This window comes from Sphingobacterium phlebotomi, assembly GCF_008180195.1.
Lineage (GTDB): Bacteria > Bacteroidota > Bacteroidia > Sphingobacteriales > Sphingobacteriaceae > Sphingobacterium > Sphingobacterium phlebotomi.
Map to the genome: position 1 here is coordinate 252,300 of NZ_VTAV01000005.1, position 18,070 is coordinate 270,369.

Genomic DNA, 18,070 nt, shown 5'->3' on the forward strand with positions numbered 1-18,070 from the left:
TGTTGTTTATTGCGCATACGTTTTCCTTGCCTTGTAATCTCGGATAAGCGCATCGAGTACAAGGAAGACCTGTTTTTTGTCATCTTCCGGCATCACGGATATCTCCCTGATCCGACCGAGAGTAGCCGAATCCAGTTCGGTATCGGTCTTGCCGGAGAGGTAGTCCAGCGATACTGGAATTACCACTTAAAAGTGGAGACTTTTTTATGAATTATCTTCCTTCCAATACCTCAACACGCCATCAATAGATTTCTTCTGGAGCAAAGCATGTCGGGTACCGCAAAGTATCTTCATACACTTCTCGATTTCACTTATTTGAAATACCAAGCTAGATTCCGAATCGAGCTTTTTATAGATTTCCAGCGCAGCCCGTTTTTGCTCAAAATACCCTTCGTCGATCCAACGCTTCAAAAGGGCCAACAGCTCTAGGTTTGTGCTGCGTGTGCTTCCCTTTGGCGCTTTTTGTTTCCTCCAGAGGACGCGTGTGCCTTCACCTTGATACGAGTAGATGATATGACTGAACCCCTTGTAACTAGCATCATCTATAGCTTTCGTATGATAAAGCTGGATGTTGCTCCGTTCAGTATCGTTGGGAATAATCTCAGTGAAGGTACAGTTCAAAATGTATGGGAGCAGGTCTATCTGGTTTTCGTTAAAACGATTCTTGTCACTGGGCTTGACGATAAAGCCAAAAACATAGTTATTGGGTTTGCCCAACAGAAAAGAAAGTTCATCGTCCGACATGCCAATCTTATTCAATTGCTCGATGACCCGGCAGATAATGACATAATCCATGCGAGCCATAATAACGTCTGGCTTGTCTGCTTTGCGAATAGATGGTTTTTGGATGACTTCGATCAATGGGGTGAAATAAGACTGGTTGCGGTTATGCGATTAAAGAATTTTCGAGGGATGCCGCTTCGCGTGGAAAATGGATAACACAGCAACTTTTGCATTGGTCTCATCAATCCAATACACAATCAAATAAGGAAAAACCTTCAACGGCACCATACGTATCTCATTGGGAAAGTGTACTTGGAATAATTTAGGGGACTTGCTTATCGTAGTGAGGTATTTATTGACTTCTTTAAGTAGCCGGGTACCTAATCCGGATAATTGTTCTTCATACCATTCATAGGCTTCATCCAGTTCGTACAAAGCTTTCTGCGAGAGCTCAATTTCATATAAGGCCATAGCGTTCTTTGATGGTCTCCCATGCTACAGGTTTATCTTTCCCGGATTGATAATCGGCTTTCCGCTGCTGGAACTCCGCAATATCGGCATCCGATATCCCGTATGCCGTTATGTAATCAGCAGTAGGGGCATCTGTTATCACTTCGTCCAACAAATGGTCAATTTGCTCCAAAGTCGTATTTGTTGAAGATGCTTCTGTAGTGACTTTAAAGTTGAGCGCTTTAGCCATGGATAGTAGCCATTCGTAATCACGCTTACTTACGTTATCCAATATGAGTCGCATAATTTACTTTATCTTTTAAACAAAGATAAACCATAATGGGCTTAGTTCCAAATTTACAGCCAATAAGCTATCCAGTGGATATTTAAGCACTAAACGCCTCCCAAACCTTTTTTATTACAGCTTTTTCGTTGGCGTCTTTGACTTCCCAGTCATCCGGTGGAAGAATCTCGGATAGTTTACATCCCGGTTCGGTAGAAAACTTGATACTAATCAAGTTATGTTCGCTTTTTGATCGTAAAATGTTATATTTTATGTAAGTTTGAATCAATAACAATTATAACATGCTTCCCATATTTATTATGACCAATAAAAAACGATCGAAACCACCTAAGCAAAACGATGAATTGCTCAAAGGAGCATTTGAAGAGAACTTTCCCGATTTTCTAAGGTTTCTTTATCCGAACGCTGACAATCTTTTTGACTTCTCCAAGAACATACAGTTCATGGACAAAGAACTGCTGGCGATAGTGCCAGACAGAGATCGGAAGAAAGGTAAACGCGTAGCCGATCTCTTGGCAAAGGTCTTTCTAAAGGATGGTACAGAAAAACACATCATGCTCAACACGGAGATAGAGGGTGGCAATGATGTTAAATTTGCAGAGCGTATTTACCAATATAATTATAGAATCAGAGATCGATATAGTATCTCCGTGGCCACCATCGCAGTCTATACGGGAAGTCATAACCAACCGAAACCTTCCGAATACATCGATGTGATATTGGATACCTCCGTCCATTTCAGGTATCGTGCCTACCATATCTTCGACCACAGCGAGGAAGAATTATTAGCTATGGACAATATCTTTGCCTTCCTTGTGGTGGCATGCCAAAAAGCATTATTGGAGGGAAAGATACCGGATGAGGAATTAGGTGAAGATAGGTTAACCATCGCCAAAACATTGTTGCGTCATGACTACGACCATGACCGTATCAAGAATTTTCTTATTTTTCTCAAAAATTTTTTGTATATTAATGATGCAGAAATAAATCGTATATTTGATGAACAGATTATACAATTGTCAGGAGGTACAATCGATATGGGCGTTATAGAAGTAGTAAAAAAACAGGAAAGGCAAGAAGGATTGCGAGAAGGATTGCAAAAAGGGCGTTTGGAAGAGCGCGCCAAAACGGCAAAGCTATTACGTGAAGAGCGCGCCAAAGCTGAGGCTGAGAAACTGGAATCCGCATTAAATTTTAAAAAGATGGGCGTCCCGGTAAAAGATATAGCTAAAGGTTTGGGACTCACCGTTGAGCAGGTAGAAAAATTGAAATAGCCTTTGTTATAAAGCTAATAAAACAAGAAAGCCGAACAAGATAAAATGTTTAGCTTTCTTCGTTTATAAATTGTAGCACTGTTATTCTGGAATTACAACTTAAAAGTGGAAACTTTTTACGAATTATCTTCCTTCCAATATCTCAACACACCATCAATAGATTTCTTCTGGAGCAAAGCATGGCGGGTACCGCAAAGTATCTTCATACACTTTCGAGTTCGTTTATTTGAAATACCAAGCTAGATTCCGAATCGAGCTTTTTATAGATTTCCAGCGCAGCCCGTTTTTGCTCAAAATACCCTTCGTTGATCCATGTTTTCAAAAGTGCCAACAGCTCTTGGTTTGTCCTCCGTGTGCTACCCTTTGACGCTTTTTATTTTCTCCAGATGATGCGGGTGCCTTCACCCTGATTGGAATAAATGATATGGGAGAACCCCTTGTAACTAGCATCATCTATAGCTTTCGTATGATAAAGCTGGATGTTACCCGGCTCAGTATCGTTGAGGATAATTGCGGAGAATGTACAGTTCAATATATAGGGGAGCAGGTCTATCTGATCTTCGTTAAAACGATTTTTGTCACTGGGCTTGACGATAAAACCAAAAACATAGTTGTTGGGTTTACCCAACAGAAAGGAAAGTTCATCGTCCGTCATGCCCATCTTGTTCAGCTGCTCGATGACCCGGCAGATAATGACATAACCCATCCGCGCCATAATAACGTCTGGCTTGTCTGCTTTGCAAATGGACGTTTTTTGGATGACTTCGATCAACGAACATTAAATTGAATGAAGTTAAATAATGGTTTTATCCCCTAATTTTATATCCCGGGATATATAGCGGTTCAAATTTTTCCAAATTATCGGACATACCCCTAAATCGGTTCTCTTTCTTGTCAGAATTAACGGTAGGTTGAGCCTTAATAGCCTTATAGACCGTCTTAGGGCTTTCACAGTTAGTTTGTTTCTGCAAAGATGTCTTCATATTTTTATTAATTTATAGTTCATTTAAAAGGTCTTCTACTGGGCGACCTTTCAATTTACCGCGTTTTATGAGATTTACTTCTTTAATAGCCTCTCGGATATTCCACAGCTCGTCGGGCGAGCAGGATATGTTATTTTGTTAAATTCACGTCTCCAGATGTTCTTGGTATTCATCGTGGGTATAGCGAGCATCAAGCGGATTTCGGTATTTCCGTTTTCTGTTGCCAATCTTTTTAATAAAGCATGCTTGGTGCTACACGTACAAATTATTTCATCTCTTTTTCAATATGTTCCGTGTGAGCTTTTGAAATCGTAGTGATGATTGATTCTACTTCTTTTTCAGTCAGCTGCATACCGTACTTCTTTTTAAGTTTTTTACCTTGATATTCCACCGAGTAACCATCAACTAAATCAAAGTGAAATATTATGATACTATAATAATCGAAATTTCTGAAATTTTCCCTATTAAAGCGTTCAAACCGATATTCCATATAAATTCTATTGAACGCTGTATGATCGTCATATCTTTCCAATATTTCTCTTCCTTCAACAAACGCTGTGTTTGATTCAAAGCGATATGCGTCAAGATTTAACGCAGCTTTAGTATGGATATAAAAACGATCAAATTTTCTATTAGCGATAAGGAATGCGTTCCACAGTTTAGCCACGGAATTATCATATACATCGAGAAGTACTTCTTTGGTTTTTCTTAACTTCAAAACCTCACTGCTTGATTTTAGCCGGTGTTCGAGTAGCGCGATTTCTTTGTCTATATCATCCGGTTCGTTTATGCTTTCCCCCTTAGCTCCAGAAATCATGATCTGCAAAGAACGAATAAGGTTTTGTGAAATATACGTTATAAAAGGTTCAATTATTCCGGCATCGGCTTGTTGCAAAGCGAAAAAATAGTTTTCTTTATCCTCTGTTCTAATGATTACAGGTGGATAACCATACTTCATTAGTATGAAATTCATCAAAATACGGGCAGTGCGTCCATTCCCATCATCAAACGGGTGTATTCGAATGAAGCGATAATGAAATTCTGAAGCTAATATTATAGGGTTGGTTTCCAGATCCGAACTTTTCGTATGGTACCAAGTGAGGAGATCATGCATCTTAGCCGGTGTTTCCTCTGGTGTGGCAAAACGGAATATCTCACCGGTTTTAGTCTTGACATGATTTGGAGCCGTTTTATATTGCCCAACTTCGATCCTACGCGTTGTTGGCTGGCCATCAGGTGTGATCGCTTTGACTTCGTATGGAGATTTAAGGAGTAAAGTGTGTAGCTCACGTATAAAGTTTTCAGTAAGGGGATAATCTCCCTTCACTAAGTCTTCGATCCATTTAATGGCCTCATCGTGACCGGTAATCTCAAAATGATCTTTTAATGGCTTTCCCTGTGCAGTGATTCCGTGTAATAAAAGTGCCTTTGTTTCGCCATAAGTTAAGGAATTTCCTTCAAGATTATTCGAATTGTAATTCCAGTCAAGCCTAAATTTTTGCATAATGATATCCTCCTGCTCTTTCGTGAGAGGACGAAGAGCATCCAACTCTTCTTTTAATGCTAAAGCTTCTTCAATGGGCTGCATACAAGTTCGTTATTTTTTTGATGATATGTTTTGTTTAACAACTTCTAATAAGTCGTTTCTTACTGCTATAAGCTGTCTTTCGAACATCTCAATAGTTTCTTTTAATGGGTTGTGGATATTTTCCACATTCGCTACGATATTGGATGCTGATACTCCGCAGTTTTCATAAAAATTATTCGTATTATATAGCACCTTTTCTTCTGAAAAATCACGTAGACCTTCAAAGGTAACTTCAAGAGCCCTCGCCACCTCTCCCAACTTCTCGTCCCCAATGTTTTCAGACTGTTCCAATTTAGAAATTGCTTGCTTAGATACACCAAGCTTAGTTGCAAGTTCAGATTGTGTCCACCCTCGCAACTTGCGTACACGTTCTATTTTACGACCTCTGTGGAGGCTTATCTTATCTGTGATATTTTCTGACATGCGATTATTTATTATGTTGTGATTTAAGTATCTCTATTTTTTCTCTTTCACTAGCTAACAATCGTTCATATAATTCAACAACTTTCTCGACTGGACTAAACACTTGATGTATCCCGTGGGCATGTTCATGTAGCGTATTATGTTCAACTTTGTTTTCAATACTATAAAATGCTTGGTTCTCATTGAATTCCCTAATCAACTCCGGTGTTACATTTAATATATGAGCTATCTGAATCACTATTTGGTCGTCAACCTCATCTGAATTTTCAATCAAAGAGTACTCAGCTTGGCTTATCCCCATTTCAACTGCCACCGCTTCTTGTTTAAGGCCCTTTAAATTCCTAATAAATTTGATATTAGGTCCAATCTTAACTGTTTTTTCCATAATCAGCATATTTTCAAAAACAAATATAATATAAAAGTCAACCTAAAACAAATAAAAATCAACCTAATTTTTTCTTTATTCTAACTTTACTTGTTCATTTTTGTGAAATGAATAGATTAAAATTGATATGAATCTAAGAAAACAACGATATAAAAATATTATTTCAGCCCCCGATTAATTAGATAGTTAATTCGGACATTCTCAAAGAATGCGATATACTAACCGTTACATACCAATTTGCAAAGCGTTTCCATCGCATTCCTTTCAAAACAATTTTACTAACTGTGTAATCTAGGTTCAGCTTAGGTCACACCATAAACAACCTCAAAATGAACAATTTTTACGAGGGTGGGAGAGGACTGACCTTTTTCAGATATCTATTCCGCCTTTTCAAATCAAGAAATAACCGAAGCCGAACGCTGTTTAGCGTCGCGATATCTATTTGTTTGTTTAATCTATCAGAAGCCTGGGCGCAGTCCGCGGAATCGCGGACTGCCGAAGGGCAAAAAAGAGTCTTGGAAGGAGAGGTACGGTCTTCGGCCAACGACGAACCCGTCCAGGACGTTTCCATTCGTGTAGATAGACGCTCAGCCAGTACCGACGACAAGGGAACGTTCCGTATCATCCTATCAAATAGCACCGGAACAATAGAAGTTAAGCACATCGGCTATAAACAACAATCTATTGCCTATGATGAAGAGACTACCTATTTAACCATATCACTGGATCCACTCGAAAACCAGATCGATGACGTGGAAGTAGTCAGTACCGGCTATCAGCAATTGCCAAAGGAACGTGCTACAGGCAGTTTTGTGCAGATCGATAACGAGCTGTTCAACAGGCGGGTATCCAACAACGTTCTTGACCGCTTGGCGGACGTAACGCCGGGATTGATATTCAACAATGGAAAAGGAGCCGCTGCACAGATGCGTATAAGGGGACAGAACACGATACATTCCGATGCCCGCGTGCTCGTGATCGTAGATAATTTTCCATACGAAGGTGATATCAACAACATCAATCCAAACGACGTGGAGAGCATCACCGTGCTGAAAGATGCGGCGGCTGCCAGTATCTGGGGTGCGCGGGCGGGTAACGGGGTAATCGTTATCACGACAAAGAAAGCCGGTAACCAAGACGGTACGCAGGTCGAGGCAAATGTGAATACCACCGTAGGCCATACGCCGGACCTGCATTACCAGCCGCTGATGTCAAGTGGTGATTTTATCGATATTGAACGCATGCTGTTCGACCGTGGCTTTTATACCAACTACGAGAACTCGGTATCCAGAACGCCGCTGAACCCTGCTGTCGAACTGTTTATCCAACAACGTGATTACCCCGAGCGCCATGACGAGCTTGAGCGGGAGATCGAGAAGCTGAAAGGATACGATATCCGTTCGGACTACGAAAAGTATTTCTACCGGGCGCCGATCATGCAGCAATATGCCTTTCGTACGCAGGGCAATAGCGGCAGGAATCGTTATCACGCCTCCATCGGTTACGACCGTAACCAGACCGAAGTGATCGGTAATATCGGAAACCGTTTCAGCGGTACCATCGGAAACACCTGGTCTTTATTGGATAACAGACTGGAGCTTTCAGGACAGGCTTCGCTGACCTCGCAACGGAACGAAAATAACGGTATGACAGAGATTACCTACATGGGATACCGGAATATACGGACATCTACCATATTTCCCTATGCGAGGCTTGCCGATGAACAGGGAAACCCCTTGCCGGTAACAAAGGACTACCGGTTAGGGTATTTAGAGTCGATAGTAAACGACGGGCTGCTGGACTGGTCCTATGTGCCTATTCGCGACCGAGACAACAATGACAGAACCTCTAGAGGAAACGATCTGCGGATGGACGCCGGGATTCGCTATAAATTAATGGAGGGAATCAATATACATGCCCAGTACCAATATTGGACAGGCAATATGCACAACAGGCAACTGTATAATCTGGACAGCTATTATGCGCGCAATGAGATAAACCGGCTGACGCAGCGGAACGCTACTACAGGTACACTTTCCTATCCCATACCGATGGGCGGTATACTGGATCTCGATAATGTACGCTCCCAGGCACACAACATCCGTCTACAGACTGATTTCAATTATAATTTTAATGCTTTGCACGAGCTCAACGGTATCTTCGGCTACGAAATCCGCGACCAACAGATGGATACCGATAGGAGACGTTCCTATGGGTACGATGACCGGGTGGGCGCAAGCCAGTCGGTAAACTACAAGGATTATTATACTGCTTATTTCAATCCATACAGTGCTTACAATCTCATACCCTTTATGGATAATGAAACCGGAACAATAGATCGTTTCCGTTCTGTTTTCAGCAACGTTTCCTATGCATATAATCAGCGGTATACGTTTACCGGAAGTTTACGTTTTGACGAAAGTAATCTGTTCGGCGTAAATACCAACCAAAAACGTGTTCCGTTGTATTCTCTTGGTGTCGGGTGGAACCTGGCAAACGAAAGCTTTTTCCGTTCCGAAACTGTGGATCGCCTGCACTTCCGTGCAACATACGGTCGCGCGGGGAATATAAGTAGAAACCTGACGGCATATACCACGGCTTATTATAACGCGCAAGACCCGCTAACACAATTGCCATTTGCAAATATTGCAACGCCGCGGAATCCTGATTTACGATGGGAAAAGGTAACGACAACCAATTTTGGAGTGGATTTTTCATTATGGAAGGGTCGCGTTTCCGGTTCGGCAGAATATTACAATAAGGATGGCGATGATGTAATCGGTACGATTCCATCCCCCGGTACGGCCGGGATCAAAAGGATTACCGGAAACTTTGGCCAAACCAATGCCAGAGGTTTTGAATTCGTACTGAATACAGTGCCTTTTAAAGGAAAAATTAAATGGAGTAACCAGTTATTGGTCAATACAGTGCGGGATAAGATTGTAAGCTATGATGGGCCGCCGTTGGTGCCGCTGAATGTAATGGGTAGCTCAGATGGACTTACAGCCTATCCGATAGAGGGACGCCCTCTGTGGGCGCTCTATAGTCTGCCCTGGGGAGGGCTCGATCCGGAGAACGGCGATCCGATAGGCTATCTTCACGGAGAACCATCAAAAGATTATAGTGAAATTATGAGATCGGTAAGCATGGACGGACTGATTTACCACGGACCGGTCAGACCATCAAGGTACGGATCTTTCCGAAATACCTTCGAATATAAGGGCTTGGCATTATCGTTCAATATCACTTATAAGGGTGGACACTATTTTAAGAAAGAAACACTCAGTTATTACAATCTGCTGAATGGTATAGCTACACATGGCGATTTTGATAAAAGGTGGCAAAGCCCGGGAGATGAAAAGTATACACAGATTCCTTCGTTTGAAGATAAGGTCAATACTCCCCGCGAGCAGATCTATGTTTACTCATCAGCTAGAATTTTCAAAGCGGATCATATTCGATTGCAGGACATACGTCTCGAATACGATTTGCCTATTGCTGGCAAGAAGACAAATCAATGGCTAAAACGTCTGAATTTATACATGTATGCCAATAATATCGGTCTGCTCTGGAGGAGATCAGATACCGGATATGACCCCGATTATGCTCATGTGGATTACGTACCGATCCGAACATGGAGTATCGGCATAAATGCTATTCTTTAACCCTTTAATACCGAAAACAATGAAGAAGTTCCACCATAATATATACTACTGTTTTGTGCTGCTGACAGTACTACAGTTGTCAGCATGCTCCAGAACGTTCCTGGAGGTAAAGCCCCAAAAGCAACAGGTCGTTGTCGAAACGCTCCAAGATATTACTGCCCTGTTGGATCATGCAAATGTAATGAACCGTACAGATTATTCTCGTCTGATTTCAGACGGTGATTTCTATTATACGGATGCTAAGGTGGCGTCGATACCAGAAGTACAAAGAAATTTATATCTCTGGAATGTAACGATTGACCCGACAAATCTACATACCGCCTCTTGGGATCTACCTTATCAACAAATAATGTATGCTAACATCGCGATGGAGACATTGGAAGAAATGAGTAGGGGCAACGATAACCGAGCATCATGGGAGGAGTTATATGGCAGGGCGCGGTTTTTTCGTGCATGGGCGCATTATCAGTTGCTTCAGGATTTCGCAGAAGGGTATGATAACAGGCGCAATGATCAGCTTGGTATACCTATTCTTACCAAAAGTACCTATCCGCAATCTATCGAACGGGCGTCCATAGAGGATGTCTACAATTTTATTCTTACGGATTTAGAAGAATCGGTTTTACATTTACCCGAAAGATCTTCCATCAAGACACGGCCAAGTAAACAGTCTGGCTATGCTTTAATGGCGCGGGTTTATCTAAACTTAGGTGATTTTGAGGCAGCTTTACTGCATGTGCAGTACGCGTTGGAACTCGACAAAACATTGCTGGATTACAATATGCTTTCACTGACTGATCCTTTGCCTTTTGCCAAGTTCAACTTTTTGTCACATCCGGAAATTATATTCTTTACGAGCTCCAATGTCCCGTTGGTCGCTATAGCAGGCATTGAAGGGGCTGAACAGGTGTACAGCAGATATAGTGATGATGATCTTCGTAAAAAGGTGTTTTTTAACGACGAAAGACTATATACAGGGACGTATTCTGGTGCATCGTCTTATCATTTTACCGGACTCGCAATTGATGAACTTTATCTGATTCAAGCGGAAAGCCTCATACGGCTAGATCGATTGGAAGAGGGAATCAACGTGATGAAGGAACTGTTGAGCAACCGGTTCGTATACAACGATGTCACTGTCGATATTCCAGACCGTATGGAGGAATTGCTCTACTGGATACTGGAAGAGCGGCAAAAGGAACTGGTGGGTAGGGGAACGCGCTGGACAGACCTGAAAAGAATAAATCGGGATAGTGAAACGCAAGTTGACCTGACGAGAGTCTATAACGGAGAACAATACGAGCTTCCCGCTAACAGTAGTCGTTACACCTTCACGATACCACTGGATGAAATCCAGATATCGGGGATAGAGCAGAATGTCCGGAAATAAAAAATAAAAATATGAGATACTTGATAACAATATCGATGATTTTAGCCTTTATTTTACTGAAAGCGCAAAGCGAACTCGTCAACGTTGACGTGGGAGATGAGGTGCCTGAAGTTGTTTTATACGACATTTATGACCGTACAGACCGATCCATGAACGTTAATAAACTGAGTAATGAAAAGTTAATCATTATTGATTTTTGGGCGACATGGTGTGGTGCCTGTCTAGCGGCGATGCCGAAACTTGACAGCATTGTTGAGCAATACCCCAACGATATGGAGGTAATTACTGTAACCTATGAAGATAAAGAGCGGGTATTGAATTTTTTAAAAAAGCGTACCGATCAGGGACAATATGTTTCAAATGCTCCAAAGCTATTCGCCGATACTGTTTTGTCTTCATTGTTTCCGCATCGTATTATTCCACATTATGTTTGGATAAAAGATAATCGAGTGGTCGCGATTACAGAAGAGGTTAACCTTGAGCAAGTAGAAATTGCTTTGTGTGGAGAATATCCTACTTTACCTAAAAAAGTAGATCGTACTTTAGCGTTATATGACCGAAGCAAAACGTCTTTACTTGACTTGCTATCGGGAGAGCAAGGTAATCGCCTATCTTCAGCAATGTCGGGTTACTCTTTTTTTACGAAGTTCAACCCTGCGCTGGGGTACAATGGCGGATATCAATCTGTGATTGATTCGTTTGGATACCGTAGAATTACCGTTACCAATATGAATCTGATGTCATTATACCGTTTGGCTTTCGGAAAAATGAAAACGTACATTAATGATGGAGCTGTAGAGATAAACTCGAAGGATACACTATTGATACGTACAGATGTGTCGGGTAGCAAAGCACGCCCTATAATTGAAAATAGATCGTTTTGTTATGAAATTAGATATAGGGAAGATTTACCGATGGATCTCTTCGATAAGATGCAACAAGATTTAAGGTTTGAGTTTCCTCAATTCATTCCTTCCATAGAGACACGGTTAGACACCTGTCTAGTATTAGAATGTACGGATAGGAACCTGGCAAAACAATTAGAAACAACTGGTTTTTCAATGCCTTCATATAATATAGAGGATTATTGTGTTCGTGTCCGTAATGGCACCATGGGAGGTTTTAGAACAACCCTGGAAGCTATTTTTTATAGGTATAAACAGATAGCTGTGGTCGATCATACGGGTATCACAAATGACATAGATATAGATCTGTGCGGTGATTTGTATTCAGAAGAGGGACTCAATAAAGCCTTAGCAAAGTATGGGCTGAGGGTATCGAGAAAACTGGTACATCATAACTGTTTGGTAATAATCGATAGATAAGTATAAGAAAGGGGGCGTGCAATACGCCCCTTTTCTCTTAAAGACCGGGATAATTTCCTGTTTCGAGAACGATGAAATTCCCTTGGCTGTCTTGCATCGCTTTACAATCACGATTTGGATTAGACTCACACGACAAACTACCGTCACCACCTGGTACGATAGGTTCCCAATTAGGCGTCTGATCTGGTGCATCCAGCGGTGTCGAATTGTAATGCGTAGCGGTTTGAATATTTTTTGAACCGGCGTAACCAGCGCCGGCGGAGAACATAATAGCAGTTGCTGCCATTATTCCCCAAAAAGTGGAATTGTTTTTCATGATGTTTTTAATCATGTTGTTTATAAAATAGTTTGTATTGCCTACTCTGGTAGCGGTTTTCGGCTTCCCCGCGTGTTTGTTTGTTATATAATATCAAGCTGGTAACGGCGACACCGAGCATCACGATGTTGAACCCTAAATGGAAAACATAGCCCAGCGTTGGAAATATCCCTGCACAGGCGCAGGTCTGCCCAGGGAATATATCCGCGAACGCAACAAGAATAAATACCGTGAAGGATGCGAGTAAACCGATAGAGAGCAGAAAGCCTGTTCTTATACTGTAGAATAAGAACACAATGCTCAAGACCGCCATGACCGGTATAAGGTAAGCCAAAATATCGCCGATATAGGCCGGAAAGAACTGCTTGTGCATGGAGTCTAGGTTTCGATCCATGTTTCCCAGTTTCATCGCGGCTGTATAGGCCCACAGCGCTATCAACAATATCCGTATCCCTTCTATCGTCATCGTTTTTATGTGCTTTGCTTTATTTGTCATTACTTTCACTTTTATGTGTCGACATGCATGTAGCAGTTAAACATTTTCTACTTTTCAAATATCGAAACAGAAAAAGTAGATTTTAGGCCCCATTGGTGGGGCTATTTTTTGGGTCTTTTTCCGGTCAGCAGGAAATAACTAGCCTCTTGTACGGTCCTTCTTGAAATACCGAGAAAATCCGCCTGTTCGTTCTGGTTGGTAACGCGTCTTATTTCCGGCATCAGCCTGTCGAATAAAAGGTAGCGCTGAAAAGGAGAGGTGCTGTGGATGACCCTGAGGTACGTTTCCAGTTGCCGCTTCTTCCTGTTGGTCAGTACATCGATAAGGGTCTCTACGGCGGGATCATCCTCTTTAAAGGAAATGATGGCATCGTAGGGAATGATTATAACAATACCCGACCGGAGTGCTACAATATCTCCGCTGGTCGGCGTACGGCTATAAAGATGGCTCGTACTCGTCAGTGCGAAATGAGGTAGGGCAATACTTGTAATCTTTCGCTTTATCCTCTCCTTGAATTCTATATAGTCTACCCTGGCGAGCAACCCTTCACACACCAGGAATACCATCCTCCGCTTCTCACCGACACGATGTAGTACTTGACCTCGCCTTACCGGAACTATCCCTACATGGGTGCGTGCCCATGCGATATGGGAAGCGTCGAGTTGATGGTACTTAGACCAAAATTCGAACAGCAATCTAAACCCCTTATTATTCTTTCGTATAGCCGGCATACTTCATTTATCTGGTCAATCCTTCGCACCCATCGTCCTTTCCTCTCTAATTTCCCAAACCGCCGATACAATAAAAAATCAAAGTGCAGGATGTACTTTTTCGGGTGTGAACCCTGCGATCTTGCGTATGAACCCTGTAGAATGGGATATAAAAAATTTCATAACGCTGGAAATACGATGTACACTTTTATTGGGATTTGATAAATAAATTCTTGAAATTAGCATTGACAACCAATACGTTGAAAAACATCGTGTATACATATGCCGTCTATCGGCGGCTATAAACTTGGATATAAATGTCATTATTTTTTTACTTAATCGATATAAACTATGAAGCTTTTAATCTTTTTTTTGGAGAGGCGCCGTGCGCTTGTCCACTGTTCTTTCTGTATCCTTTATTTTAGTGTTTTCTTTGCACTCAACTGGCGGCCGGGAGGAACCAACGTCATGCACACACTTACATTGCTTCTGATAGGTGGGGTGGGAATCGGCATCGCCTATCAGATATATTATCTATTGGTGTTGGCGTATCGGCATAAAAAGCCTTTGCTCGCTACTTTTGGTTTTTTTATCGGATTCTCGGTTATTGGCGCGATTGGATATGCCTTGTTCATCGGCTCGGAGAATAAGCTGTCCACGGAGATCGTTGACCATGCGGCAGAACATACCGTATGGAATTATCTTCTCTTTTTTGCACCATGGTATATCCACCTGGCAAAATACGGCGTGATCTTTTATTTTGCCGAAAAGTTGCTTTTCGAAAAGCTGGATGTATGGCTCTCCCGCTACTGGCCCGACCTTATCGTTCCTGTTGCCACTTTCGCCGGCTTTAACCAATTGGTGCCGCATTTTTTTAATAACCTGATGCACCTTGTTTTTGAAAGGCTAGTATCCAATAGACGGCTGAAGCCCGTCCAGCTGGCCCATCTGAGCAACCTGGTGAAATACGGCACGGTAAACCATTTTGCTCCTGTGAGGAAGCTGGCACCACTGGAAGCGGAAATTGCGGCGGTACGCAATATGCTTGCCATGGAAGAAGGCCACCGCGTTGGCCTGCAGGTCAGCGGCTGTGTAAGCGGACTGCAGGTTCCCCCGATGCTGCTGCTCAGTATTGCCAAAAATATGATCAAGCATGGCGAGGTACTTCCCGGAGGAGATGAAGCGCTCCTGGAGGTGCGAGTGGAAGACACGTCGTTGCATGTCATCGGTATGAACGGGGTTCGGCAAACTCCCGGTTGGGCAGTGCAGGATGGCGGGCAGGGATTACAGCATATGCGGCAGCTGCTGAAGGCGATCTACGGAAACTTGGCTACACTACATACCGATACGATCGATGGTTGCTTCTATCTTTATTTACGTATTGATAACCTAAATCCTAACAACCATGGGAAATAGAACAATTAAGCTCCTCCTGCTGGACGATGACAAGGAATTCATCCAGTTTGCCAAACAGCTGATCGGCCTGATACCTGACGTTAAGATAACAGCGGTAGCGGCCAGTGCAACCAAGGGTGTGAAACTTCTTCTGGAGAAACATTTTGACATCGTGCTGCTGGACATCGATATGCCGGTACTGGACGGATTCCAGGTGATGAAACAGATCAAGCATCTGGTGGAACCCGCTGATCCGACTGTAAGACCGTTGTTCGTCGTCATGTGTTCGGGTTATAATCCCACGCCGCGGACATGTTTTAAGCATGGTGTTTCCCACTTTTTGGAGAAACCGCTGAGCTATGATGATCTGGTCGATACGATAGCAGCCTTCAAAAGGAAAATGCAGATTGTCCCGACAGTGGATGACCTCAACGGCGGGCGTAGACTGCTGCTGGCAGAGGAATCGGACTCGGAAAGGGTATCGCCTACCATATTTGACCACATTTCGGCCATAACTGTCAGCGATAAGATATGCACGGTTTATTTGGCTGACGGACGGATAGAGACTCACGAAAAGGCATTGTCGGGATTTATGGAATTTTTACCGCGCAATGTCTTTGTACGGATCAGCCTTCAAGCGGCCATATCGCTGGACCATTTTGAATACCGCCAAGGAGATGATGTTTATGTCAGGGGCTGTCAGGAAAAACTCGAATTAGGTGGCCGCGAAGCCTATCCCGCTTTTTACCAGTGGTACGATGATAATTACGAAGGGAGGAGATTGGGATAGTTATGCTCATCCAGCTGCTGAAGGAAATATCGAAGACACAGAACCGGATTGAGAGCCGATTAGGTACCTCGGAAGGGTTCGATATGTTTTCTCTTTTCTGGCAGCTGGTCGAGCAGCAGCGGACGACCAACCTATTGCTGGAGCGGTGTCTGGCGGAGCTTTCGCAGCACTTACCAACTCCATCCGAAGAAGAAAACGTAAAGCGCGAAGGAAATGCCAGACCGGATAGACTTCCCCAAGAAGAGCTGATCACCATAAAGCAGGCGGAGGGAATCCTTGGCGTAAGCCGCTGGAAAATAGCGAAGATGAGGGAGGAAGGTGAGCTGACTGATTACGACAGAAATGGTCAGATCCGCCTTTCCAGACGTGAGGTAGAAGCCGCAAAGATATGGTACTCCATTCCGAAGGGGAAGGTCTAATTTCTATCTATAAACTTTCAGCTATCGGGTGGAAGCTGCGTAACGCGGCATAGCATTTCGCTATCGTTTGGTGGAAGAGATGTAGTTTTATATGGAACTAGGTTATAGCTGTCTTAAAGTTGACCACACTCGGTTAGGGATACCTGAATGTTACGTTGAATCCGTTTCTCTTCATATGAAGATATGTTATAGCTATATAGCCATAAACTGTTGCGATGCGGAAGCAACCGACGGAAGTATAGAAGTAACATATAGCCGTCTATGACTTCGCTGCCGCTATCCGGGAATTCCCGGATCCTTTCCCGGAATACGCCCGAGACACATAGTTTCTTTTTATTTGTATGTAGAGATACGCTATCGATGGCTGGCAGTTGACTATCTCTATGCCGGAGCGCGGAAATTCTACATAGCGCCCGCATGTACCCTGTTAGGTTTTGCGTGTCAATATCAAGAAGCAGCAAGCTTCTGTTCCGAAAATCGCTACACCGACATGGAAGTTGCGTACTTCTATGTGGAAGTACGTTATCTCTATGCGGTAGCCGGCTTTTTCGAGGTGGAGATTGCTGGTTTCTATGTAGCGTCCGGGGCCTGACGGATGCATTCCTGTAGTTTGTTGCGCGGTTTCTGTTGTTTGTTGCACGGCGTTGCGCGTTTTCTCTTTACGGCGTTTTGCACCGCTCATATTTGGGCATGCAAACGATAATAAGCCGTCCGAGAGGACCTCCTATAAGGAGAAATGGAGCGGTAGCTTCCGGAAAGAAAAAGAAAAATAATCTGGACAATTTAAAAAAATAAGAACATGAGAAAAGCAACAGTATACTTAGCCTATGAAAAATGGGATGACTATTCCCTGTCAACGTTAGCAGGTCGCACGCTGGCGGCGATGACCGACAATGAAAATTTTCCCGATCCGCGCCCCGCTGTGGACGCTTACGCCCTTTTGGTAAACGATTACCGGGAAAAACATGAGGTAGCCAGCAATGGCGGGAGCCGGCTGGAAAGAGAAGCAAAAGACAATGCTAAGAAAGCGTTGGCACTGGCAATGAAAGAAATGGCTTTCTATGTCAACATGCTGGCCGATGGCAACCGGGAGATGTTGGCAAGTTCGGGATTCGAGCTGGTATCCGGCCCTACAGCGAGAAAAATACCGGGGATCCCACGCGATATCCGGCTGCTCGACGGTAACGTAAGTGGAGAAATGCGATTGGTGTTCGGTTCGCTGCGCACGGCATGGGAGTACGAGTATAGCTATACCACATTGTTGGATGGAGACGGGACCCCTGATTGGGGCGAAATCATCCGTACCACCAACTCCCGGTTAAATTACATCAATGGCTTAACGCCGGGAGAACGTGTTTATGCCCGCGTGCGCGCGCGCAACAATAAGGGAGCAGGCGACTGGAGTGAACCGGTATCGTTGATTACGCGATAGTG

22 protein-coding genes are annotated in these 18,070 nt (G+C 43.2%); 9 read left to right on the plus strand and 13 right to left on the minus strand.

Translation table 11 applies throughout. From position 1 onward, the window contains the following. Nucleotides 1-6: 6 nt before the first annotated feature. The 5 genes from FXV77_RS10475 to FXV77_RS22525 all read right to left on the minus strand — a co-directional run bounded on the left by FXV77_RS10475 (nt 7) and on the right by FXV77_RS22525 (nt 1,691). Nucleotides 7-186, minus strand: a complete 180-nt coding sequence (locus FXV77_RS10475; protein WP_148919176.1) for a hypothetical protein — start codon at nt 184-186, stop codon at nt 7-9. Between the two features lie 18 nt (nt 187-204). Further along, nucleotides 205-861, minus strand: a complete 657-nt coding sequence (locus FXV77_RS10480; protein ID WP_148919177.1) for a hypothetical protein — start codon at nt 859-861, stop codon at nt 205-207. A 33-nt stretch (nt 862-894) separates the two neighbouring features. Next, nucleotides 895-1,194 (minus strand): type II toxin-antitoxin system RelE/ParE family toxin, encoded by a 300-nt coding sequence (locus FXV77_RS10485; protein WP_148919178.1) that lies wholly within the window; start codon nt 1,192-1,194, stop codon nt 895-897. Next, entirely contained in the window at nt 1,181-1,477 is a 297-nt protein-coding gene (locus tag FXV77_RS10490) for a hypothetical protein (protein ID WP_148919179.1), read from the minus strand. Before FXV77_RS10490 ends, FXV77_RS10485 begins: the two co-directional genes overlap by 14 nt. 82 nt (nt 1,478-1,559) lie before the next feature. Beyond that, nucleotides 1,560-1,691, minus strand: coding sequence for a hypothetical protein (locus FXV77_RS22525; protein ID WP_262713622.1), 132 nt, complete (start codon nt 1,689-1,691; stop codon nt 1,560-1,562). A 67-nt stretch (nt 1,692-1,758) separates the two neighbouring features. Between FXV77_RS22525 and FXV77_RS10495 the strand changes: the two genes are divergently transcribed. Beyond that, a complete protein-coding gene (locus FXV77_RS10495) occupies nt 1,759-2,751 on the plus strand; it encodes an RpnC/YadD family protein (RefSeq protein WP_148919180.1) in 993 nt (330 codons plus the stop codon). A 373-nt stretch (nt 2,752-3,124) separates the two neighbouring features. Here the strand turns inward: FXV77_RS10495 and FXV77_RS10500 are convergent, their stop codons facing one another. The 5 genes from FXV77_RS10500 to FXV77_RS10515 form a co-directional block, all read right to left on the minus strand. Continuing rightward, nucleotides 3,125-3,523 (minus strand): hypothetical protein, encoded by a 399-nt coding sequence (locus tag FXV77_RS10500; protein ID WP_148919181.1) that lies wholly within the window; start codon nt 3,521-3,523, stop codon nt 3,125-3,127. 285 nt (nt 3,524-3,808) lie between these two features. After that, complete coding sequence (locus FXV77_RS22115; RefSeq protein ID WP_187444093.1) at nt 3,809-3,961, minus strand: hypothetical protein; 153 nt, start codon at nt 3,959-3,961, stop codon at nt 3,809-3,811. Between the two features lie 38 nt (nt 3,962-3,999). Continuing rightward, complete coding sequence (locus FXV77_RS10505) at nt 4,000-5,322, minus strand: Fic family protein (RefSeq protein WP_148919182.1); 1,323 nt, start codon at nt 5,320-5,322, stop codon at nt 4,000-4,002. Between the two features lie 9 nt (nt 5,323-5,331). Further along, nucleotides 5,332-5,745 (minus strand): helix-turn-helix domain-containing protein, encoded by a 414-nt coding sequence (locus FXV77_RS10510; RefSeq protein WP_148919183.1) that lies wholly within the window; start codon nt 5,743-5,745, stop codon nt 5,332-5,334. A 4-nt stretch (nt 5,746-5,749) separates the two neighbouring features. After that, a complete protein-coding gene (locus FXV77_RS10515) occupies nt 5,750-6,130 on the minus strand; it encodes a helix-turn-helix domain-containing protein (protein ID WP_187444094.1) in 381 nt (126 codons plus the stop codon). A gap of 329 nt (nt 6,131-6,459) precedes the next feature. On the opposite strand from FXV77_RS10515, the gene FXV77_RS10520 reads away from it, so the two are divergent. From FXV77_RS10520 to FXV77_RS10530, 3 genes are read left to right on the plus strand one after another with little or no spacing between them, the layout of a single operon-like run. Continuing rightward, nucleotides 6,460-9,795: a SusC/RagA family TonB-linked outer membrane protein gene (locus FXV77_RS10520; protein WP_148919185.1), complete on the plus strand. Its 3,336-nt coding sequence runs from the start codon at nt 6,460-6,462 to the stop codon at nt 9,793-9,795. A 19-nt stretch (nt 9,796-9,814) separates the two neighbouring features. Continuing rightward, on the plus strand, nt 9,815-11,185 hold the full coding sequence (locus FXV77_RS10525) for a RagB/SusD family nutrient uptake outer membrane protein (protein WP_187444095.1): 1,371 nt from the start codon (nt 9,815-9,817) through the stop codon (nt 11,183-11,185). A gap of 11 nt (nt 11,186-11,196) precedes the next feature. Continuing rightward, nucleotides 11,197-12,510, plus strand: coding sequence for a TlpA family protein disulfide reductase (locus tag FXV77_RS10530; protein ID WP_148919187.1), 1,314 nt, complete (start codon nt 11,197-11,199; stop codon nt 12,508-12,510). A gap of 37 nt (nt 12,511-12,547) precedes the next feature. Here FXV77_RS10530 and FXV77_RS10535 read toward each other — a convergent pair whose 3' ends face one another. From FXV77_RS10535 to FXV77_RS10545, 3 genes are all read right to left on the minus strand, one after another. Next, nucleotides 12,548-12,841, minus strand: a complete 294-nt coding sequence (locus FXV77_RS10535; RefSeq protein ID WP_148919188.1) for a hypothetical protein — start codon at nt 12,839-12,841, stop codon at nt 12,548-12,550. Beyond that, nucleotides 12,834-13,322: a MauE/DoxX family redox-associated membrane protein gene (locus FXV77_RS10540; protein WP_148919189.1), complete on the minus strand. Its 489-nt coding sequence runs from the start codon at nt 13,320-13,322 to the stop codon at nt 12,834-12,836. Before FXV77_RS10540 ends, FXV77_RS10535 begins: the two co-directional genes overlap by 8 nt. A 101-nt stretch (nt 13,323-13,423) precedes the next feature. Then, nucleotides 13,424-14,053, minus strand: coding sequence for a Crp/Fnr family transcriptional regulator (locus FXV77_RS10545; RefSeq protein ID WP_148919190.1), 630 nt, complete (start codon nt 14,051-14,053; stop codon nt 13,424-13,426). 330 nt (nt 14,054-14,383) lie between these two features. Between FXV77_RS10545 and FXV77_RS10550 the strand changes: the two genes are divergently transcribed. The 5 genes from FXV77_RS10550 to FXV77_RS10570 all read left to right on the plus strand — a co-directional run bounded on the left by FXV77_RS10550 (nt 14,384) and on the right by FXV77_RS10570 (nt 18,068). Continuing rightward, a complete protein-coding gene (locus FXV77_RS10550; protein ID WP_148919191.1) occupies nt 14,384-15,448 on the plus strand; it encodes a LytS family sensor histidine kinase in 1,065 nt (354 codons plus the stop codon). Further along, entirely contained in the window at nt 15,438-16,217 is a 780-nt protein-coding gene (locus tag FXV77_RS10555; RefSeq protein WP_148919192.1) for a LytR/AlgR family response regulator transcription factor, read from the plus strand. Before FXV77_RS10550 ends, FXV77_RS10555 begins: the two co-directional genes overlap by 11 nt. A gap of 134 nt (nt 16,218-16,351) precedes the next feature. Beyond that, nucleotides 16,352-16,636, plus strand: a complete 285-nt coding sequence (locus FXV77_RS10560) for a MerR family transcriptional regulator (RefSeq protein ID WP_148919193.1) — start codon at nt 16,352-16,354, stop codon at nt 16,634-16,636. Nucleotides 16,637-16,973: 337 nt separating this feature from the next. Next, the gene (locus FXV77_RS10565; RefSeq protein WP_148919194.1) at nt 16,974-17,228 is read left to right on the plus strand and encodes a hypothetical protein; all 255 of its coding nucleotides are present in this window, start codon (nt 16,974-16,976) and stop codon (nt 17,226-17,228) included. A 207-nt stretch (nt 17,229-17,435) separates the two neighbouring features. Then, entirely contained in the window at nt 17,436-18,068 is a 633-nt protein-coding gene (locus tag FXV77_RS10570; protein ID WP_148919195.1) for a fibronectin type III domain-containing protein, read from the plus strand. Nucleotides 18,069-18,070 lie beyond the last annotated feature (2 nt).

Bases quoted from the DNA above. Each gene is read 5' to 3' on its own strand.
- FXV77_RS10510 (WP_148919183.1), bottom strand. From the start codon at position 5,745: ATGTCAGAAAATATCACAGATAAGATAAGCCTCCACAGAGGTCGTAAA.
- FXV77_RS10555 (WP_148919192.1), top strand. From the start codon at position 15,438: ATGGGAAATAGAACAATTAAGCTCCTCCTGCTGGACGATGACAAGGAA.
- FXV77_RS10520 (WP_148919185.1), top strand. From the start codon at position 6,460: ATGAACAATTTTTACGAGGGTGGGAGAGGACTGACCTTTTTCAGATAT.
- FXV77_RS10545 (WP_148919190.1), bottom strand. From the start codon at position 14,053: ATGCCGGCTATACGAAAGAATAATAAGGGGTTTAGATTGCTGTTCGAA.
- FXV77_RS10540 (WP_148919189.1), bottom strand. From the start codon at position 13,322: ATGACAAATAAAGCAAAGCACATAAAAACGATGACGATAGAAGGGATA.
- FXV77_RS10570 (WP_148919195.1), top strand. From the start codon at position 17,436: ATGAGAAAAGCAACAGTATACTTAGCCTATGAAAAATGGGATGACTAT.
- FXV77_RS10515 (WP_187444094.1), bottom strand. From the start codon at position 6,130: ATGGAAAAAACAGTTAAGATTGGACCTAATATCAAATTTATTAGGAAT.
- FXV77_RS10525 (WP_187444095.1), top strand. From the start codon at position 9,815: ATGAAGAAGTTCCACCATAATATATACTACTGTTTTGTGCTGCTGACA.
- FXV77_RS10505 (WP_148919182.1), bottom strand. From the start codon at position 5,322: ATGCAGCCCATTGAAGAAGCTTTAGCATTAAAAGAAGAGTTGGATGCT.
- FXV77_RS10550 (WP_148919191.1), top strand. From the start codon at position 14,384: ATGAAGCTTTTAATCTTTTTTTTGGAGAGGCGCCGTGCGCTTGTCCAC.
- FXV77_RS10535 (WP_148919188.1), bottom strand. From the start codon at position 12,841: ATGATTAAAAACATCATGAAAAACAATTCCACTTTTTGGGGAATAATG.
- FXV77_RS10485 (WP_148919178.1), bottom strand. From the start codon at position 1,194: ATGGCCTTATATGAAATTGAGCTCTCGCAGAAAGCTTTGTACGAACTG.
- FXV77_RS10530 (WP_148919187.1), top strand. From the start codon at position 11,197: ATGAGATACTTGATAACAATATCGATGATTTTAGCCTTTATTTTACTG.
- FXV77_RS10490 (WP_148919179.1), bottom strand. From the start codon at position 1,477: ATGCGACTCATATTGGATAACGTAAGTAAGCGTGATTACGAATGGCTA.
- FXV77_RS10495 (WP_148919180.1), top strand. From the start codon at position 1,759: ATGCTTCCCATATTTATTATGACCAATAAAAAACGATCGAAACCACCT.